The sequence below is a fragment of the Tatumella saanichensis genome, assembly GCF_000439375.1.
Taxonomy (GTDB): Bacteria; Pseudomonadota; Gammaproteobacteria; order Enterobacterales; family Enterobacteriaceae; genus Tatumella; species Tatumella saanichensis.
The window spans coordinates 17,104-34,788 of record NZ_ATMI01000005.1 but is presented as its reverse complement, the minus strand read 5'-3'; the positions used below and the strand labels follow the sequence as shown (position 1 = coordinate 34,788).

Sequence of the window (17,685 nt, the reverse complement as noted above, 5' to 3'; positions counted from 1 at the left end):
CAACTTTCAGCAAAAAAACTGACAAAATGAGGATAAACATTGAACATTTGAGGATTGACCTTTAGGGCACACAGCGGTAGAAATAGAGGCTGTGGCGATGTAGTGACCACAGATTGTTTCTATCCCGTCCCACCTTAATCATTATGAGGGAAAGCAGGTATGAAGAGACAGAAAAGAGACCGTTTGGATCGTGCTCATTCACGCGGCTATCAGGCCGGAATCAGTGGACGCTCTAAAGAGATTTGTCCATACCAAACCACCGACACACGTTCCCACTGGCTGGGAGGCTGGCGGCTCGCCATGTCTGAACGTTCGGTATTAGCGTAACCCTGAGGGCCTGAAATGACCAGAGCTCCTCTCAATGACGGGGCTCTGGCAGTGATATTTCCCACTTCAACTGTTTCTCTCCCCCAGCTTTTATCCGCTCGTTTACTTGATGCATAGTCTGTTAGCTACTGTTAGCCTTAAGCGGGGCTGCCGCCATGCACGAGATATAAAAAAGGCGAGCCCGAAGACTCGCCTTAATCCTACTGCGTCAAAGGGGTGATTAAAACGCTTCGGTGTCTTTAAACAGACCGACTTTCAGATCGCTGGCGGTATAGATCAGTTTGCCGTCGACGAACACTTCGCCGTCAGCCACACCCATGACCAGTTTACGGTTAATCACACGCTTAAAGTGGATTTTATAGGTGACTTTCTTCGCTGTTGGCAGAACCTGGCCGGTGAATTTCACTTCACCCACGCCCAGAGCACGACCTTTACCTTCTGCACCCAGCCAGCCCAGGTAGAAACCTACCAGCTGCCACATCGCATCCAGACCTAAGCAGCCTGGCATCACGGGATCGTTAACAAAGTGGCAGGCAAAGAACCACAGGTCAGGAGTAATATCTAATTCAGCTTCAACGAAACCTTTGTCGTAGTTGCCGCCTGTTTCGGACATTTTGACGACACGGTCCATCATCAGCATATTACCCGCCGGTAACGGAGGACCGTTCTCGCCAAACAACTCACCGCGTCCAGAGGCAGCAAGATCTTCTTTTGTATAGGATTCGCGTTTATCTACCATGTCAGTTTTCTAGCCTTAAATTATTGAATGACGGAGAATAGCTTACAACTGTACGCTGAGCAACTCCGATTAGTTCTGGTTAAACCAGTTGAGCCACCGCAGCCATCCTCTGCGTGGAGGAGTCTCCGGTTGCGTAGCACGTAAAATGCGCTCTTGGATCAGCGATAGTAGGTCGTCATTATTGTCGGACTCTGTGCGCCAAGGCTTACCGGTAAGCAAGGCGATGGCTTCGTCTGCAGACTGAACTGCCCATAAGCTAAACTGCTCTGCCTTCACCGCTTCCATCACCTCGTTACTGAGAGAAAGATGGCGAACATTACTCTGTGGGATAATGACTCCCTGCTGCCCGGTCAGGCCTCGTTGTGAGCAGACGGCAAAAAAGCCTTCGATTTTCTCATTGAGTCCACCCACCGGTTGGACATTGCCAAACTGATCTACAGAGCCGGTGACTGCTACTGACTGTGTCAGTGGTTGCTGTGATAAGGCACTGACCAGCGCACAAAGTTCCGCTAGCGATGCGCTGTCGCCATCGACTTCGGAATAAGACTGCTCAAACACCATTGATGCAGTAAACGGTAACTGTTGTTCCAACTCCAGCTCTGAAATGAGATAGGCTTGGATGATCATCATCCCTTTAGCATGGAGGTTGCCCCCCAGTTCCGCCTTACGCTCAATATCCATCACTTCCCCATCACCGTAGTGCACCACGCAGGTGATACGGGAAGGTTCACCCCACGGGCGAGGGTGGCCGGGAAAATCCAGCACTGACAGGCCGTTTACTTGACCAATCGCTTCGCCTTCGGTTTCGATCAGTACCTGTTCCTCACTGATTTCCTCAAGCATGCGCTCGGACAGATAGCCTTCACGCCATTGACGAGCCTCTAGGGCAGCCGCTAAGCTTTCACTACTCAGGGTGCCGTCATAGCCGAATGCGGCAGCTAACTGGCGGGTGATCCAGCGGGGGTCTAGAGGTAATAAACTCTGATCACCCGTATAACGGCAACCTTCGTTAACCAGTGGTGGCCAGATATCGTTAGAGAGTTCCGGCAGTTGGTGATTAAATGCTAACTGGCGGACCCACTGGCCCCAAAGTGCTAAATCTTCTTCATCATGAAAACGGAATTGTTCTTCTACTTCGCTGTAGAGAGCATCTTCCATTAATTCAGGTTCACTCTCCTGAAACTCTGCCAAGGCATCTCGGTCACCGCATAAAATCAGGGTAACGCGTAACGGCAGTGGCGGCAGACTTACCGACAGTGGGCGGCGTTCGTCCGGAGAGAGCCACTCAAACGCTCCCTGAGAGAGGAAACGCTTAAGGCGTAGCCACATGAGCGGCTGAGCCAATAGCGTGCGTACCGACAGTACCAGCGCGCCACCGTTGGCCTCATGTAGCAGGCCCGGCTCAGGGATAAGTCGGTCGCCAACACCACGCAGGGTGCCAAACAGTTGTTCACTCTCGATCCACTCTGCGTAACGAACACCCGCCTGAAAGGTAAAGGTGGCCGCCTCATTGGTTGCGGCCCGCAGATCATAACTCCCATCCGCCAAGGGCTGGTAATTCCAACCGCCGTTTTCAGCGTCGACGTCAGTGTCTGATAATGATAACCAGGCACGTGCAATGGCCGCCAACGCATCCTTATTTTCCTGTGAGCGAAGCATCAGCAGCGGTAGGTGCGGCTGGTTTTCCAGATTCGCCAACGCATTAAATAAACGTGGTTGCAGAGTGGAAAAAAGTTCACCTTCACCCACCACACTACGGTTAAACGCGGACGGGAAAGGGGAGAGATTAGGCTGTAACGCTTGCCAAGGAAGTTGAGAGCTGATCAAAGTGTTCGCATTTATCCGGAGAAGTTAAACCACCGATTATACAGAAAAACCGGTGACGAAACAGCCTAGCGACTCTGTCCCCTGAGGTGCTCACCAGAAAAATTAATCTTTGCAACAGCCTAGTAAAAAGCTGGTATTCTTAGCCGGTGGCCTGAAGAGAAAGAGAGACCGATGAAATATCTGCAACTTGAGAATCTGGAGTCCGGCTGGAAATGGGCATATCTGGTAAAAAAGCACCGAGAAGGTGAGGCGATTACCCGATATCAGGAGCGCAGTGCAGCCGATGAAGCGGTTAGGGTGCTAATAACCTATGAGCACCAGCCGGAAGATATTTCAGACTGGATAAACCAGCATATCAATCCGGCGCTGGTCAACCGCATGAAACAGACTATCCGCGCGCGGCGTAAACGCCACTTTAATGCTGAGCATCAGCATACCCGCAAAAAATCTATCGACTTAGAATATTTGGTTTGGCAGCGACTGGCGGGGTTAGCAAGACGTCGTAGCAGTACGTTGTCAGAGACCATTGTTCAGTTAATTGAAGATGCGGAACGCAAAGAAAAGTATGCCAGCCAGATGTCCTCACTTAAGCATGACCTGCAATCAATACTGGGCCAACCCGATAAAAACTGAGTTCCACCTCATTTTAGGCGAAAAAAAACCCCGCATTGCGGGGTTTTTTAGACTGGAGTTAATTAGCCCTGTGGCTGAGAAACAACGTCTTTGATACCTTTAACTTCGATTTCAACGCGACGGTCTGGACCCAGGCACTGGATCAGTGCTGCGCGGCCTTTCACGTTGTCACAGGTATTACCGGTAACTGGATCAGCTTTACCCATACCTTGTGCAGAGATCTTGTTAGAAGGGATACCTTTAGATACCAAGTAGTTGACAACGGACTGTGCACGCTGCTCAGACAGTTTCTGGTTGTATTGAGCAGAACCGATACGGTCAGTGAAGCCCAGAACAACAACAGAACCATCTTTAGGATCCAGAGAACTCAGCTGGGTGTACAGCTGATCCAGAGCCTGCTGACCAGTTGCTTTCAGCGTTGATTTGTTGAAGTTGAACAGCACGTCTGATTTCAGAGTGAAGTGCTTAGTTTCAACAACTGGCGCTGGCGCTGGTGCTGGAGCCGGAGCTGGTGCAGCAACATCGTCCTGACCGAAACGGTAAGAAACGCCTAAGCTCAGCATGCTGTTGTCTGGACGAGCACCAACGGTTTCAGCGTCACCGATGTTGTTAACCCACTGGTAATCCAGACGGGTAGCCCAGTTTTTGGTCAGTGCGTACTCAACACCAACGGCCGCCAGTGGAGAAACACCAGTATCGGTGTTGCTCAGGCGAGCACCGGCTCTGTTTTCTTTAGAGTCTGCACGCCATACCATACCACCCAGACGAGTATATACGTCCAAATCGTCAGTGATTGGGTAGCTCAGTTTAGCCGCCAGCTGAATGCCCTGTGCTTTGAATGCGCCGTTTACGTTGTTACCTTTGTAAGGCATACGACCTAACCAGTCATAACCGCCTTCGAAGCCCAGGTATTGGTTTGCCTGATAGCCAACGAATGCACCAGCACCCAGCTGATTGTCGTGGGTAGGGCCGTCGTTGTTAACGTAGTTGTTACCGTAGAAACCGGTGTCGTGGTACTGAGACCAGCCCAGTTTAGCACCAGTGTACCAAGTGTTATCTTTTGGTGCGGCCTGCGCTACGGTAGCGAAACCTGCCAGTGCCACTGCAATTGCGATAGCTGTCTTTTTCATTTTGCGCCTCGTTATCATCCAAAATAGGCAATGAGCATAAATGTTGCTCTTGGTTGTAATCCTTCGCCGGGTTATTTCGCTCGATTTTTACTCTACCAAAAAGGAGATTATTGAGCACCCTGGCGACGTAAAGTCTACAACGAGATTAGAAAGTTACAAGTAAGATATGATGTTGTACAGTAAAAAAACAGCATTTTTAACATGTTTTGTTACATTTCAAACTGAACTCTGCACTGTTATCACAACTGTAAATTACCACAACCCATTGCTGGCTCTGGAATGACGGACATCCTGTCCACGAAGCAAAATGGTGAGCAATTAATCCTGAGAATAATCTTAAAGAAGACTAATGTAGCAACGGCAAATGAATCTTCAACCGATTTTCCTGTCCAGTGCCAACTCGAAAACCGGTGTTTTCACGCATTATCAGTCCCAAAGATCGGCCTTCACTGGCAGCTTGCTCAAGTTCATCTCGTTCATTGTCAGTGAGCGACTTTGAGATCCAGATCATCACCACACTGTAATTACCTGAACGCAGTGCCTTGGTCATCGATTGCAGGGTATCACTGCTACTGAGTGAAGTGACCTGCATACTCTTCTCTAGAGGCAGGCCGGATTGCTGTAACCAGAGACGATTTAATTTGTGCTCCGGCGTTAGCCATAGCTGCCAGCGGGACTGTTCGGCCAGTTGTTTCAACAGCGGAAACAGTAGCATGGTCAGCAGCGAAGGGTTGTGAGCGTCATAGTTTAATTCGCTGATACAGCCGCTGGTCTGTGAAACAGAAACCGGATTATGGCCTGAATGATGAGTTTCTGAGTTCAGTAAGTGAGCACGCATAAATTTAACCCTTCGCTATAAACTGTATGGATATACAGTACTTCTGTTGTGGACGAAGATCAACCATTTTTCTGAAAATGCCTCGCATAATCGCAATACAGATCCGTCTAGAGGGATTTATTCATTGAACTACTAATGGCTTTTGTTTAAAGATTAACGTGCTGATAAGCATTACTTTATTGGCAGGGACGCTATTGCTTCAATTAGGGAGGCAGCATGAAACCATCGGAGAAATGCATAGAAAAGACCAAGCAGTCACTTTCGGCGCTGGGGCAGATCGAATCGCGTACCCAGTTTGGCGGCTACTCATTATCAGTAGAAAAAATTGTATTCGCACTGGTTAGCGACGGGGAGCTCTACCTCCGTGCCAGTGAACCCATGCAGCACTATCGCCGGCATCGGCATCTGCAGCCGTATATTTTTTACAAGCGTGGGCAAAGCCTGCATCTGAAATATTTTCGTGTCGACAACGTGCTCTGGCATCAACATGAGACCCTGTTGGAACTGTCCCGAGGTTCGCTGAATGAGGCGCGTGCATGTCGAGCCTCGGCATCCTCTCGTCATCGTTTGAAAGATCTCCCCAATCTTAGCCTCAACATTGAGCTGTTACTTAGAGAAACAGGTATTACTACTGCCAATCAGCTGGCGAAATTGGGCGCAAAAGAGAGCTGGTTACGTCTCAAAGCCTGTAATTCGCATTTGGGGTTGAATACCCTTTATGCTCTGCAAGGGGCTATTATGGGCAAACATCTACAGGTACTGCCGGCCCCACTGAAGGCAGAACTGACCAGCTGGTATCAAGCTTATCTGCAGCGGGTGCACGGGCCTCACCCGGCTGCCAAAACAGGTCAGTGAGGATCGGCTTGTTGTCGGACCGCGAGCAATTCCGGCAGCAGTGACAGCAGCAGGTTTATTTGCTGAAGGATCACCGGCTCATGACTATCCGGGGTGGTTTCTAGGCCATTCACCTCGGAGATAACCTGGTGTAGCGCTGTCAGCCTCTGATCCACCTCTGAGGGATGTTGCTGCAGTGTCTCCTCGGTCAGTCTAAGGACATCATCCAGCAGTTGTAGGAAATCGGGACGTGTAATTTTTTCGCGGTGTGCCCCTAGTGCGGAGAGATAACTCAGAAAACTGTGGTTGAGACAGGAGATCCTGAAAGCGATATCTTTCTGCGCCGACTGTGGCCCCCCTGGATCATTCATGCCGGAGATCATCAGTGCCAGCTCGGCATCGGCATTGTGTGCATCACGGCGAGCAATACGGTAGGACATGCTGTTATCTTTGCCCGCATGATACTGCCCTGTAATAGCCGCCAAATATTTCGCGTTTGCCGAAAAGGCCCGATCAGTGACAGCGGGCAATTGGCGATATCGCCAGTCGGGAAAAATCCATGCCACTGCCATCCATGAGAGCGCACAACCCAGTAGGGTGTCGACGATCCTAGGCACCGCCACATCAAACCCTTGACCCAGTAGGTTAAAACTGAGCAGTGCTACCAAGGTGATAAACAGGGTGGCCTGAGCATATCTGACTTGGCGGAAGGTGAAGAACAGCACGCCGGTCAGTACAATTAACGCCAATTGCCCTGCTACGGAAGGGACTAGCCACAATACCGGCAGACCAATAATCACCCCGCCCAGGGTCCCGACAATTCGAAGGGTTAGGCGTTTTCGTGTAGCACTGTAGTTAGGCTGACAGACAAACAGACAGGTCAGCAGGATCCAATAGCCGCGCTCCAGTCCGGTCAGAACGATAAAGGTATAGCCGATGCAGAGCACTATCGAGATACGGAATGCGTGCCGGAACAGCGGAGATTTCGGAGTGAGATGACGGGCGATACGCATCCGGATATCTTGCCAGCCGCTGAGACCCTCTTGAGAAAGATGAGTATCGGTATTTAACCAGCGGTTATTCAGACCCTGTTCCGAGGCGATAGATATTAGCTGATCATCGACCGCTTTCAGATTACGCAGTAGCCAGTGTAGGCCACGAGAGTGAGGATCCTCTGGTGATTGACTCACTAGACGGTCTAATGCTTGTTCAAGGTGAAAAAAGGCTCGCTCAAAACGCGGGTCATGCAGATAGGGCTTGCGTAATGTCACTGAATGGGCGACTTGGCGGCAAGCCTGAGCCTGCCTATTCAGCAGCCGCTGAAAGCGGAATAAAATCTCGCTGTAACGCCACTGACCCCGCAGCTGATGGTACTGAATATGAGAAGAGTTAGCCCTCTCATGGATCTCTTGAGCTGCAAAATAGTAAAGCAACGCTCGGCGACTGGTGCGTGCAGCACGATCACCGTTAAGACGACTTTGGATAACCGTTTTGGTGATATTAAACTGTGACACTAGCCGACTGTTGACCAGAGCGGCATCGATCAGTGAAAAATCATCACGTTCGCCGGCATCTGGGTCGAACAGTTCTGCTTTAGCTTCCAGGTACTCCGCCAGTTGGCTGTAGGTAGCCGCCAGTTGCTGTTGAACCGGTTGTACCGGAAAGAGGCACTGCATCAGAAGGGTCAGTAGGTTATACCAGAGCGCACCACTTACTAGCAGTAGGGGCTGAAAATACCACTGTGGGAACAGATGGATGCCGAGCATGGTATAGACTGCGATCAGCAATGCACCAAACGCAATGGTGGCATAGCGCTGTCCGAGGGCCCCAAGTAGGGTGAATACCCAGCTCGAAACGGCCAGTCCGATAATAAATAACGGCGGGTAAGGGAAAAGTTGTTCGACCGAAACTGAGGCGATACAGAAACAGACCAAGGTGATCAGCATATTACGCAGTCGCCCAATCAGTCTATCATCGACATCCGCGAGGGCTGCGGCAATCACTCCCAGCACCAGTGGTATGGTCCAAGAGATCATCTGCTGATGCCAGCTGAAAAGCACACATCCTGTCAACGCAATAAATATGCGTGCTGGATCACGCCACAGTTTATTCATCAACAGAGTACGCCAGCCAGCGAGAAACTCCTTACCCAGCTTCATTATTCCTCCCTGCTGTAGTTAGCGAAATTGACGTTGACGGGCGAACTTCGCCTCTTCAACAGAGACTACCCGACGGCCCACTGGCCAGAGTGCAATCGCCGCCAGTTTGAAGTTAGCGATCCCAACAGGTATACCAATGATGGTCACACATTGCAGGATCCCAGCGGAGATATGGCTTAGGCACAGCCACCAGCCGAAAAAGATAAACCAGAAAATGTTCAGCAAGGTACCACCGGTGTTACGTAAACCGTTACGACGTTCCGGATACAAGGTATCAACATGGACGGCTTCATTACCGAACGGGAACAGTGACAAGCGGGTGATCTCCCAGCAAGAGCGGGTTAAGGGCAGGGTAAACACCAGCACAATGGTCACTAGGGTGGCAAACAGCCAAGCTAGGGTAGTAAAAAAACCACCCAGCACGAAATTCAGTATATTAAGGACTGCTCTCATTACTTTTTTCCTTCTTACTTCAACAGTTACTGAATTGTAACCTGTTTTTTGTCTGGAGCCCTAAGGGTCTCGCAGTTAAACTGCTTGATAGCAAAAACTCATCTGACGGCGTGATGCATGGAACTTAAAGCAACATCAATGGGCAAACGACTGGCTCAGCATCCTTACAATCGAGTTCGCCTGCTAGCTGCAGGGGTCGAGGTGAGTGGTGATCGCCATGAATATATCATTCCTTTTAATCAGTTACTTGGCATTCAGTGCAAACGCGGTATGGTCTGGGGAGAGCTAGAGTTCCAGCTGGCGGATAACCAAGTGGTGCGACTGCACGGAACTGAATGGCAGGAAACTCAGCAGTTTTTTCAGCACCTTTCTACTGTATGGCATCAATGGAGTGACGAGATGGCGGCGATCAGCTTCCAGGTACTCAGTGATATTCATGGGCAGGTGATGAAGCTGTGCCAGCGCGACAGCTGGTTGACTCGTCGAGAGATCACCGGTCTGCGCCAGACGATTGAACAGGGATTTGCAGCGTTGCCACTGCCTGTGGCCCGTCTATCGGAATTTGATGACTGTCGCCCACTGTGGGCATTTTGCAAAGCCTGGTTGGAGGCGACAGAAGCACAGCGCCAAGAACGTAACCGTCAGTGGTCACAACAGGTTATCGAACGCTACGCTGCCTTTTTTTCTCAGTGCGACAGTGGTCCTCTGAACCCGTCACAATGTCAGGCAGTGGTGAATGGTGAGGATAATTTACTGGTACTTGCTGGGGCTGGCAGTGGTAAAACATCAGTACTGGCAGCTCGGGCTGCTTGGTTATTAGAGCGTCGAGCCGCCACACCCGATCAGATCTTGCTGCTCTCTTTCGGTCGTGGAGCCGCTTCGGAGTTGAGTCAGCGGGTGGCATGCGCCACCGGAGAGGCTGAGGTGACAGCTTCCACGTTCCACTCCCTTGCGCTTGAGATCCTCCGCCAAGGTAGCAATAAATCGCCAAAAATCACAGAGCTCGAATCCGATGAAAAACAGCGTCGTGAGTTGCTGACTCGAGTCTGGCAACAGCAGTGTGCTGAGAAAAAATCGGCAGCAAATGGCTGGCGACAGTGGTTACAGGATGAGTTGCAGTGGCCGTTGCCAGAAGGACCCTTCTGGGAATCAGATGCCTTGGCTAACCGTCTGGCAGTGCGTTTAGAACGCTGGCTGGCACTGATGCGTGAACACGGGGGCGCGCAGGCAGCTATGATCGAACAGGCACCGGAAGAGATCCGCGCCCTGTTTGGAAAGCGCCTACGGCTGATGGCACCGTTACTTAAGGCGTGGAAAAGCCATATTAAGCAGGAAAGTGCCGTCGATTTCTCTGGCTTGATCCACCAGGCTATTGCTCTGCTGGAAAAAGGCCGTTTCATTAGCCCGTGGAAACATATCTTGGTGGATGAGTTTCAAGATATCTCCCCCCAACGTGCGGCGCTTATCCAAGCGATACGTAAGCAGAACCGTCACAGCAGCCTATTCGCCGTTGGCGATGACTGGCAGGCCATTTACCGCTTTGCCGGGGCTGAAATCAATCTGACCACCCGCTTTCATGAGACTTTTGGTGAGGGGGATGTCTGCGTGCTTGAAACCAGCTATCGCGTTACTCAGCGTATCGGCGATGTGGCGAGCCGTTTTATTCGGCAGAACCCGGCACAGCTGAACAAGGCGCTGAACAGCGTGGCGCAGGGCAATAAAAAATCTATCGTGCTACTCAGTGAGGATCAGTTAGAGGCGCTGATCAACAAAATGAGTGGCTATGTTTCCTCACAGGAGAGCATTCTGATCCTAGCTCGTTACCACTATCTCAAACCGGATTTACTGAATAAAGCGGCTACCCGCTGGCCGGGTCTGACCATCCGTTTTATGACCTTCCATAGCAGTAAGGGGAAGGAAGCGGATTACGTCATTGTTCTTGGCTTGAATAACGGTGCGGATGGCTTCCCAGCACCCGCCAGAGAATCGGTAATTGAGCAGGGCCTGTTACCGGAAAATGAAACCTTTCCTGATGCGGAAGAACGTCGGCTCGCCTATGTTGCCATGACCCGTGCTCGCCAGCAGCTATGGTTGCTTTATGATAAATCCCAGCCCTCTGTTTTTGTGGAACAGTTGAAACAGCTGGGTGTCCCTACACGGAGAAAGCCCTGAATTACTCTGGATCGGAAAGCGGTTCCTGCAAGCGTTCAGCCAAATAATGTGCGTAATCAGGGATCGCGATTTCCACATCGCGGCTATACAGTGGCGAACTGATAATAAAATCGGCCGTAGAGCGGTTAGTCGCGACCGGAATATTCCACACCGTTGCCAATCGCAGCAGCGCTTTAACATCCGGGTCATGGGGCACCGCATTCAGCGGATCCCAGAAAAAGATCAGCATATCCAGCTTACCTTCGGAAATCATCGCGCCGACCTGTTGATCTCCGCCTAACGGACCGCTGAGTAGCGGATTAACGTTTAGTCCACAATGGCGATTAATCAGGTTACCGGTGGTGCCGGTAGCATAGAGAATGTGTGGGCTGAGTGAGGACTGATTACTACTCACCCACTCCAGCAGTGCGGCTTTGCAGTTATCGTGGGCGACTAAAGCGATATGTTTGGTTGTGGCTAATACTCTGACGGTCTGTTGCATCGTAATCCTTATTAACACCTTATGCCAGATTGTGCAGTCAGTGTAGCGCGGCCATTATTCAGGGTTCAACTGATTCGCAAATCCTGTAACCAATAACGTAATGCTTGCAGTGAGGAGCCCTTCATTAACCTCTCACCGGATTGCGCCGACAGAGATTGACTGTTGTCTGAGGTAAGTGCCGCTCCCCGTGGTGAAGCCTCCGGCGAGTGGGTACTGAATTTTGCAACAGACGCCTTTTTATCCAGCAGATTATAGTTGCTGATGGCTTGCATATAATCTTCTCCGGCGGATAGCAGGAGATGGTCTTGGATAACCGGAATATTTTGGTGATTCTCATCGCTTAACTGAAACTTCGGCGTATATCCGGAATGGGATGCTGGATCAGCGGGTAGCACGACTGTTACAGATTTACTGGCGGTGTCAAAAGTTAGGATCCACAACCGAGCAGTGGGACTGTTCCCACGGCTGAAGACAATCTGGTGCTGTCCGCGTTCCAGTTCAATACTGTCTGCACCTTTCAGCAAGCTACTCGGCAGCTTATGACCGTCCAGTACCAGCAAATTTATTCCCGGGTTAATTTTAAGACTGACAGCGTCCGCCATGGAAACGTAACTTCCAATCAGCAGGCAGAATACTGCGGCAATCCACTTCATTTGTGCTCCCGAGCTAAAATAGGTAGTAACAGGATGTCTTTGAACGCGGGTAGTATCGCATTAAAATTTACAATTTGTCATATTTATTGTGCGGTTTTTAGTAGGGGTACTCGGCTTGGGGGGGCGATGAAAGTTAAGGAAGGGAGAGGATCAGCGGGACAGGACGGTACCCGCTGTGAAATATTGACCGCTAAAGGTCGTTCTGATCAATGGTAATGATAGGGGGCGTGCAGTTGCTGACGGACATTTTCCGCTAGTTCATCCAACACCGGTTGGTCAGGATGATTATCATCGGTTTCGCCGGTAAGGTGTAACTCGGCCACATAGGTGTGCACCGTATCTCCTGACTCATCTTCCATGACTACGTGATACCACGGACGGTCACCGGTTAGCGCCTGATCTGGGCGTTGTTCATCAGGCAGGGAGACAGAGAACTCTGCATCCACATCCACCACCACACCCAGTGTGCCGGATAACCTATGGCGAACCTGCTGACCGATAGCGAACTTTGTGATCATCATAAACGTTAACTCCTGCCTGTTTCTGTGACTCAGATATCGGGGCAGGAATCGGCTTTTTCAAGTCAGGCAACGTAACAGACAAACCCTTTCAGATACAGACCTTCAGGATATGAAGAGATCACCGGGTGATCGGCAGCCTGACGCAGTTGATCGATCAACTGGACGGTCTTACCGGCATCCAGTGCTGCATCAGCAATGATTTTCTGGAAGAGATCAACGGTCATTAGCCCCGAACAGGAAAAGGTCAGCAGGATCCCACCTGGGTTCAGTAGCTGCATCGCCAACATATTAATGTCTTTATATCCGCGACATGCCCCGGTCAGCTGATTTTTGTTCTCCACAAACTTCGGCGGATCCATCACGATGACATCAAACTTTTCGCCATTATCACGGTAGCTACGCAGCAGTTTAAACACATCATCACGGATAAACTGCGCTTTCTCCAGTGGTAACTGGTTCAGCGCTACGTTCTGCCGAGCCACATCCAGGGCGGCGTCAGAGGTATCGACACTGATCACTTCTTTACAGCCACCCATCAGGGCAGAGACCGCAAAGCCGCCGGTATAGGAGAAACAGTTAAGCACTCGCGCATCTTGAGAATAGCGGCGAAGGGCATAACGGCTGTCGCGTTGATCAAGATAGTAACCGGTTTTATGACCCTCTTTAATATTGACCAGCAGCTTCATGCCGTGCTCGGTGATCGGCAATAATGCTGGCGGTTGTTCGCCGCAGATCAGCCCGTGGCTCAGCGGCAGGCCTTCTTTCTTACGCACCGCCACATCTGAACGGTCATAGATACTGCATTCTGGGAAACAGTCTTGCAGTGCTGTCACCAGGGCCGGACGCTGATATTCTGCACCGGCAGACAGCAGTTGGACCACTAGATAATCACAGAACTTATCGATAGTAATACCGGGTAAACCGTCTGATTCTCCGGCGATCAGCCGGTAGCTATCCAAGTTATCGGCCTTCGCTAGCCACTGACGCAGTGTCAGGGCTTGGTTCAACTTGCGGGTAAAGAAAGCGATATCGATACTTTCCTCAGAATCCCAAGTCCAGACACGTGCTCTGATCTGTGACTGCGGTGACCAGGCTGCACGGGCTAGCCACTGGCCTTTATGGTCACAGACATCTACCGTTTCCCCAGAAATCGCATTGCCTTCAACGCGGTTGATCGCCCCGGAAAACACCCAAGGGTGGCGGCGTAACAGGGATTTTTCTCGTCCCTTGGAAAGAATCAAACGGGCAGTCATAATTATCAGTACCAAAAATAAAAGGGCGCTATTGTCGTGCCGGGGTAGAAAAAAAGCAAACCACCAGCAAGGTAAGGAGCAGAAGTATGACAAATATCAGCGTTAAAATCAGGGTTTCCGGCAAGGTACAGGGCGTTTATTTTCGTGACAGTACCCGTCAGCAGGCCGAAAGGCATCAGTTGACCGGTTACGCGCGTAACCTCAGTGATGGCTCGGTTGATATTCTGTTGCAGGGTGATCAGAATGGAGTAGAGCAGGTAACTGCCTGGATCAGGGCGGGTGGGCCACCAGCAGCCTGTGTTGTAGCGATGAGCTGTGAACCCTGTGACATTGAGCCATTATCAGGGTTCACCACAGGATAAGCTTACAGACACTTAGCCGGTTTGGGTAATCCGGCAATTTTGGTGGCCTGCTTGGCTGGACCTTCCGGGAATAGCCGAAACAGATAACGGCTGTTGCCTTTTTCTTCGCCATATTTTTTGGCCATCGCTTTGACCAGCATACGGATAGCGGGCGAGGTATTAAATTCCGTATAAAACTCGCGCACAAAACTGACCACTTCGCGATGTGCATCGGTCATAGAGATATTTTCTAGCTCGGCAATATGTTCTGCCAATTGCGGTGTCCAGTCAGCGGGGTTTTTTAGATAGCCTTCACTATCGGTGGCAATCTCTGTTCCGGCAAAATTCACGTTTTGTCCTCTCGTTAAACTGTGGCGGAGTGTAGCAAAGAGTGCCCGACGAAAAAATACCTGCCCGTGGGGCAGGTAGGTGTTGAAAACGACTCATTCTTAGTTACTGCGGGAAAAGCCAAGCAAGCTGAGCAAGCTAACAAAAATGTTATACAGCGACACATACAGGCTGACGGTGGCACGAATATAGTTTGTTTCGCCACCATGAATAATGTTACTGGTCTCCCAAAGGATGGCACCAGCAGAGAACAGAATAAACAGTGCACTCAGTGCCATCTGTAATGCAGGCAGGTTAAGGAAGATATTCGCTACCATTCCGACCAACAGTACAATGAAGCCAGCCATCATCATGCCGCTGAGGAACGACATATCCCGGCGGGTAGTCAGCACCCACGCCGAACAGCAGAAAAACACCAATGCCGTTCCGCCTAGCGCCAGCGCGATCACATCACCCATCCCCGCAGACAGAAAACGGTTCAGTACCGGCCCCAAGCAGTAACCGAGAAACCCGGTAAACGCAAAAGCGGCTAATATCCCAGCCGGGCGATCCGCTAACCGATAGGTGAGAAACATCAAGCCATAGAAGCCGACCAGCATCAGGATAAAATTGGGTGCTGGCAGTGCTAGGCGGGTACTTATAGTGGCAATGATCGCAGAGAAAGCTAAGGTTAGCCCCAGCAGAAAATAGGTATTACGCAGCACCTTGTGACTGCTGATCAGGCTGCGCGCCCCGGCAGGGGCAAGAATTCTGTCCATAAAGACTCCTTCTTATCAGATACTCAGTGTAATTTACCCGCAGCATACGCAGGGCTCTCTGAGGGTTGAAGTCGTTTTACCCATCTTTACGCGTTTTATTGGCCTTAAAAGCAGCAATCTGCTTATTCAAACAGCAATCAATCCTCAATTGGCTGTTTTTCAGACGAATGATCAACAGGGGGCTTTACAAGCCCGAGGGGGATGTTTATAGTGCGCCTCATTGCGGAGGGGTGGCCGAGCGGCTGAAGGCAGCGGTCTTGAAAACCGCCGATGGGAAACCATCCGAGAGTTCGAATCTCTCCTCCTCCGCCATCTCGCTCCTGTAGTGAGTTTCGCTCTACAGAACATGCGTTGTTCTGAACCCCAACGGAGGGGTGGCCGAGCGGCCGAAGGCAGCGGTCTTGAAAACCGCCGAGGGGAAACCCTCCGAGAGTTCGAATCTCTCCTCCTCCGCCATATTTAAGAAACCAGCTTAAAAGCTGGTTTTTTTTCGTCTATTCTTCGCGATCCTAGCGGTTAACTCCCATAACGATATTCAGCGTATTCTCCCTTTCACCCGCACAGAAGTTTGATATAGTGAAAGGATCTCTGCGCGTTGTTGTCAGCACTGAGACTGGCCGCCAGTCTGTTTGAAGCCTCGCGCTGAAAACCTTTTACCCACGCCCCGGAAATCATGGAAACGGTACAATGATGAAGAAACTGAGCTTATGTACACTCGCAGTATTGGCGGCCCTGCCAGCCAGTATGAGTGCAATGGCAGCAGAGACTGACAGTGGTATGCAACTGCAACAGGTCTTAATGTTGAGCCGACATAATCTGCGCGCGCCTCTGGCTCAGGGAGGAAGCCTGCTTGAGCAATCTTCTGATAAAAAATGGCCTCAATGGGATGTGCCTGGCGGGGAGCTGACCACCCGCGGGGGCGTACTTGAAGTCTACATGGGGAAATATACCCATGACTGGCTGGTCCAGCAGGGAGTGATTAAGGCTAATCAGTGTCCAGATCCAAACTCAGTGTTTGTTTATGCCAACAGCCTGCAGCGCACTGTGGCAACGGCACAATATTTTGTTACCGGCGCTTTTCCGGGCTGTGATGTGAGCGTTACCCATCAGGATGCCATGGGGACGATGGATCCAGTGTTTAATCCGATCATTAGCAATGGCAGCCCAGAATTTGCCAAAGCTGCTGTGGAAGCGATGCAGCAGCAAGCCAAACAGACTCCGCTGCAAAGTGCCTATAACCAACTTTCTGCGGTCAGCGGTTATGCCGCCTCTGCCGAGTGTAAAGGCAAAGAGAAGTGTACTCTGGCGGCCACGCCAAATAAATTCAGTATTATTAAAGGCAAAGAGCCTAGCGTCGAAGGGGCTTTAAAAACCGGTAATGCGCTGGTGGATGCCTTTACTTTACAATATTACCAAGGCTTTCCAGCGGATCAGGTGGCTTGGGGTAAAGTGACCACCCCTGAACAGTGGCAGGCCCTGTCATCAATTAAAAGTGCCTATCAAAATATCCTGTTCACCACGCCGGCAGTGGCCCACGATGTGGCTGCACCATTGGTCGACTACATTCGTAGTCAGTTGATTGATCAAGATAACAATTCGGCACCCGCTGTCACCATTATGGTTGGGCATGACTCGAATATTGCGTCACTGCTAGCTTCTCTGAAAGTGAAACCTTATCAGCTGCCTGACCAGTATGAGCAAACGCCGATCGGTGGACAGTTAGTATTTGAACGTTGGCATGACAAGAAAAACAACAAAGACTTGTTGAAGATTGAATATGTCTACCAGAGCACCGAACAATTGCGTAATGCCGAGGACCTTAGTCTGAGTCATCCGCCTAAACGTGTGACACTGGAACTCAGTGGCTGTCCAACAGACAGTAATGGCTACTGCTCTTGGCAGGATTTTACCCACGTAATGGATGACGCCCTGCAAGGAACCGCAATGCAGCCACATATGGCCACTGATACCAGTGATACTCCTGCACCGGCAGCGACGGCTACGCCTCAGTCTTCGACGCCATCGGCCTCAGCTGCAGCACCGCACAGTCAGCCAAACTCTCAGGGAACAGCTAGCCGTAATAATAGCCCCGCAGCTGCATCAGCAGGCCGTCATGATGCTTCTCAAAGTAATGGCGGCAGACAAGGTCAATCTACGGGGGCCGGGGGACAGGGTAATAAGCCCTGATCGCGAGTCAGTCATCTTTGAAAAACAGCTC

Annotated in this window: 18 protein-coding genes and 2 tRNA genes; 8 read left to right on the top strand and 12 right to left on the bottom strand. The window is 50.8% G+C overall.

The window, feature by feature from the left end; genetic code table 11:
- Positions 1-159 precede the first annotated feature (159 nt).
- Complete coding sequence (gene rmf / locus DW47_RS16840; RefSeq protein ID WP_071846604.1) at positions 160-327, top strand: ribosome modulation factor; 168 nt, start codon at positions 160-162, stop codon at positions 325-327.
- Between the two features lie 220 nt (positions 328-547).
- On the opposite strand, the gene fabA is transcribed toward rmf, so the two are convergent.
- Positions 548-1,066 (bottom strand): bifunctional 3-hydroxydecanoyl-ACP dehydratase/trans-2-decenoyl-ACP isomerase, encoded by a 519-nt coding sequence (fabA, locus tag DW47_RS0103615; RefSeq protein ID WP_029684980.1) that lies wholly within the window; start codon positions 1,064-1,066, stop codon positions 548-550.
- Between the two features lie 69 nt (positions 1,067-1,135).
- Positions 1,136-2,893, bottom strand: coding sequence for an AAA family ATPase (locus DW47_RS0103610; protein ID WP_038027111.1), 1,758 nt, complete (start codon positions 2,891-2,893; stop codon positions 1,136-1,138).
- A 171-nt stretch (positions 2,894-3,064) separates the two neighbouring features.
- On the opposite strand from DW47_RS0103610, the gene matP reads away from it, so the two are divergent.
- Positions 3,065-3,526 (top strand): macrodomain Ter protein MatP, encoded by a 462-nt coding sequence (gene matP, locus DW47_RS0103605; RefSeq protein ID WP_029684978.1) that lies wholly within the window; start codon positions 3,065-3,067, stop codon positions 3,524-3,526.
- Between the two features lie 62 nt (positions 3,527-3,588).
- On the opposite strand, the gene ompA is transcribed toward matP, so the two are convergent.
- Positions 3,589-4,656: a porin OmpA gene (gene ompA, locus DW47_RS0103600; RefSeq protein WP_029684977.1), complete on the bottom strand. Its 1,068-nt coding sequence runs from the start codon at positions 4,654-4,656 to the stop codon at positions 3,589-3,591.
- Positions 4,657-5,002: 346 nt separating this feature from the next.
- Positions 5,003-5,494 (bottom strand): SOS-induced cell division inhibitor SulA, encoded by a 492-nt coding sequence (sulA, locus tag DW47_RS16240; RefSeq protein WP_051150818.1) that lies wholly within the window; start codon positions 5,492-5,494, stop codon positions 5,003-5,005.
- A 216-nt stretch (positions 5,495-5,710) separates the two neighbouring features.
- Here sulA and DW47_RS0103590 point away from each other — a divergent pair, with 216 nt between their 5' ends.
- The gene (locus DW47_RS0103590) at positions 5,711-6,349 is read left to right on the top strand and encodes a TfoX/Sxy family DNA transformation protein (RefSeq protein ID WP_029684975.1); all 639 of its coding nucleotides are present in this window, start codon (positions 5,711-5,713) and stop codon (positions 6,347-6,349) included.
- On the opposite strand, the gene yccS is transcribed toward DW47_RS0103590, so the two are convergent.
- Positions 6,343-8,487, bottom strand: coding sequence for a YccS family putative transporter (gene yccS / locus DW47_RS0103585; protein ID WP_029684974.1), 2,145 nt, complete (start codon positions 8,485-8,487; stop codon positions 6,343-6,345). The genes DW47_RS0103590 and yccS overlap by 7 nt on opposite strands.
- 18 nt (positions 8,488-8,505) lie before the next feature.
- Positions 8,506-8,940: a YccF domain-containing protein gene (locus DW47_RS0103580; RefSeq protein WP_029684973.1), complete on the bottom strand. Its 435-nt coding sequence runs from the start codon at positions 8,938-8,940 to the stop codon at positions 8,506-8,508.
- A 117-nt stretch (positions 8,941-9,057) separates the two neighbouring features.
- Here DW47_RS0103580 and helD point away from each other — a divergent pair, with 117 nt between their 5' ends.
- On the top strand, positions 9,058-11,112 hold the full coding sequence (gene helD, locus DW47_RS0103575) for a DNA helicase IV (RefSeq protein ID WP_029684971.1): 2,055 nt from the start codon (positions 9,058-9,060) through the stop codon (positions 11,110-11,112).
- Position 11,113: 1 nt separating this feature from the next.
- Here helD and DW47_RS0103570 read toward each other — a convergent pair whose 3' ends face one another.
- From DW47_RS0103570 to rlmI, 4 genes are all read right to left on the bottom strand, one after another.
- Positions 11,114-11,593: a methylglyoxal synthase gene (locus tag DW47_RS0103570; RefSeq protein WP_029684970.1), complete on the bottom strand. Its 480-nt coding sequence runs from the start codon at positions 11,591-11,593 to the stop codon at positions 11,114-11,116.
- A gap of 65 nt (positions 11,594-11,658) precedes the next feature.
- Positions 11,659-12,246 carry a DUF2057 family protein gene (locus DW47_RS0103565; RefSeq protein ID WP_051150817.1) on the bottom strand — a complete coding sequence of 196 codons (588 nt, stop codon included), beginning with the start codon at positions 12,244-12,246 and terminating at the stop codon, positions 11,659-11,661.
- Between the two features lie 206 nt (positions 12,247-12,452).
- Positions 12,453-12,767: a heat shock protein HspQ gene (gene hspQ / locus DW47_RS0103560; RefSeq protein ID WP_029684968.1), complete on the bottom strand. Its 315-nt coding sequence runs from the start codon at positions 12,765-12,767 to the stop codon at positions 12,453-12,455.
- Between the two features lie 62 nt (positions 12,768-12,829).
- A complete protein-coding gene (gene rlmI / locus DW47_RS0103555; protein ID WP_029684967.1) occupies positions 12,830-14,020 on the bottom strand; it encodes a 23S rRNA (cytosine(1962)-C(5))-methyltransferase RlmI in 1,191 nt (396 codons plus the stop codon).
- A gap of 86 nt (positions 14,021-14,106) precedes the next feature.
- Here rlmI and DW47_RS0103550 point away from each other — a divergent pair, with 86 nt between their 5' ends.
- Complete coding sequence (locus tag DW47_RS0103550) at positions 14,107-14,382, top strand: acylphosphatase (RefSeq protein ID WP_029684966.1); 276 nt, start codon at positions 14,107-14,109, stop codon at positions 14,380-14,382.
- A gap of 2 nt (positions 14,383-14,384) precedes the next feature.
- Here the strand turns inward: DW47_RS0103550 and DW47_RS0103545 are convergent, their stop codons facing one another.
- Positions 14,385-14,711 (bottom strand): TusE/DsrC/DsvC family sulfur relay protein, encoded by a 327-nt coding sequence (locus DW47_RS0103545; RefSeq protein WP_029684965.1) that lies wholly within the window; start codon positions 14,709-14,711, stop codon positions 14,385-14,387.
- Positions 14,712-14,810: 99 nt separating this feature from the next.
- A complete protein-coding gene (gene yccA, locus DW47_RS0103540; protein WP_029684964.1) occupies positions 14,811-15,467 on the bottom strand; it encodes an FtsH protease modulator YccA in 657 nt (218 codons plus the stop codon).
- Positions 15,468-15,691: 224 nt separating this feature from the next.
- Between yccA and DW47_RS0103535 the strand changes: the two genes are divergently transcribed.
- The 3 genes from DW47_RS0103535 to agp all read left to right on the top strand — a co-directional run bounded on the left by DW47_RS0103535 (position 15,692) and on the right by agp (position 17,654).
- Positions 15,692-15,779, top strand: a tRNA-Ser gene (locus tag DW47_RS0103535).
- A 56-nt stretch (positions 15,780-15,835) separates the two neighbouring features.
- Positions 15,836-15,923 (top strand) — tRNA-Ser (locus tag DW47_RS0103530).
- Between the two features lie 231 nt (positions 15,924-16,154).
- A complete protein-coding gene (gene agp / locus DW47_RS0103525) occupies positions 16,155-17,654 on the top strand; it encodes a bifunctional glucose-1-phosphatase/inositol phosphatase (protein ID WP_051150816.1) in 1,500 nt (499 codons plus the stop codon).
- The last annotated feature ends 31 nt before the right edge of the window (positions 17,655-17,685 follow it).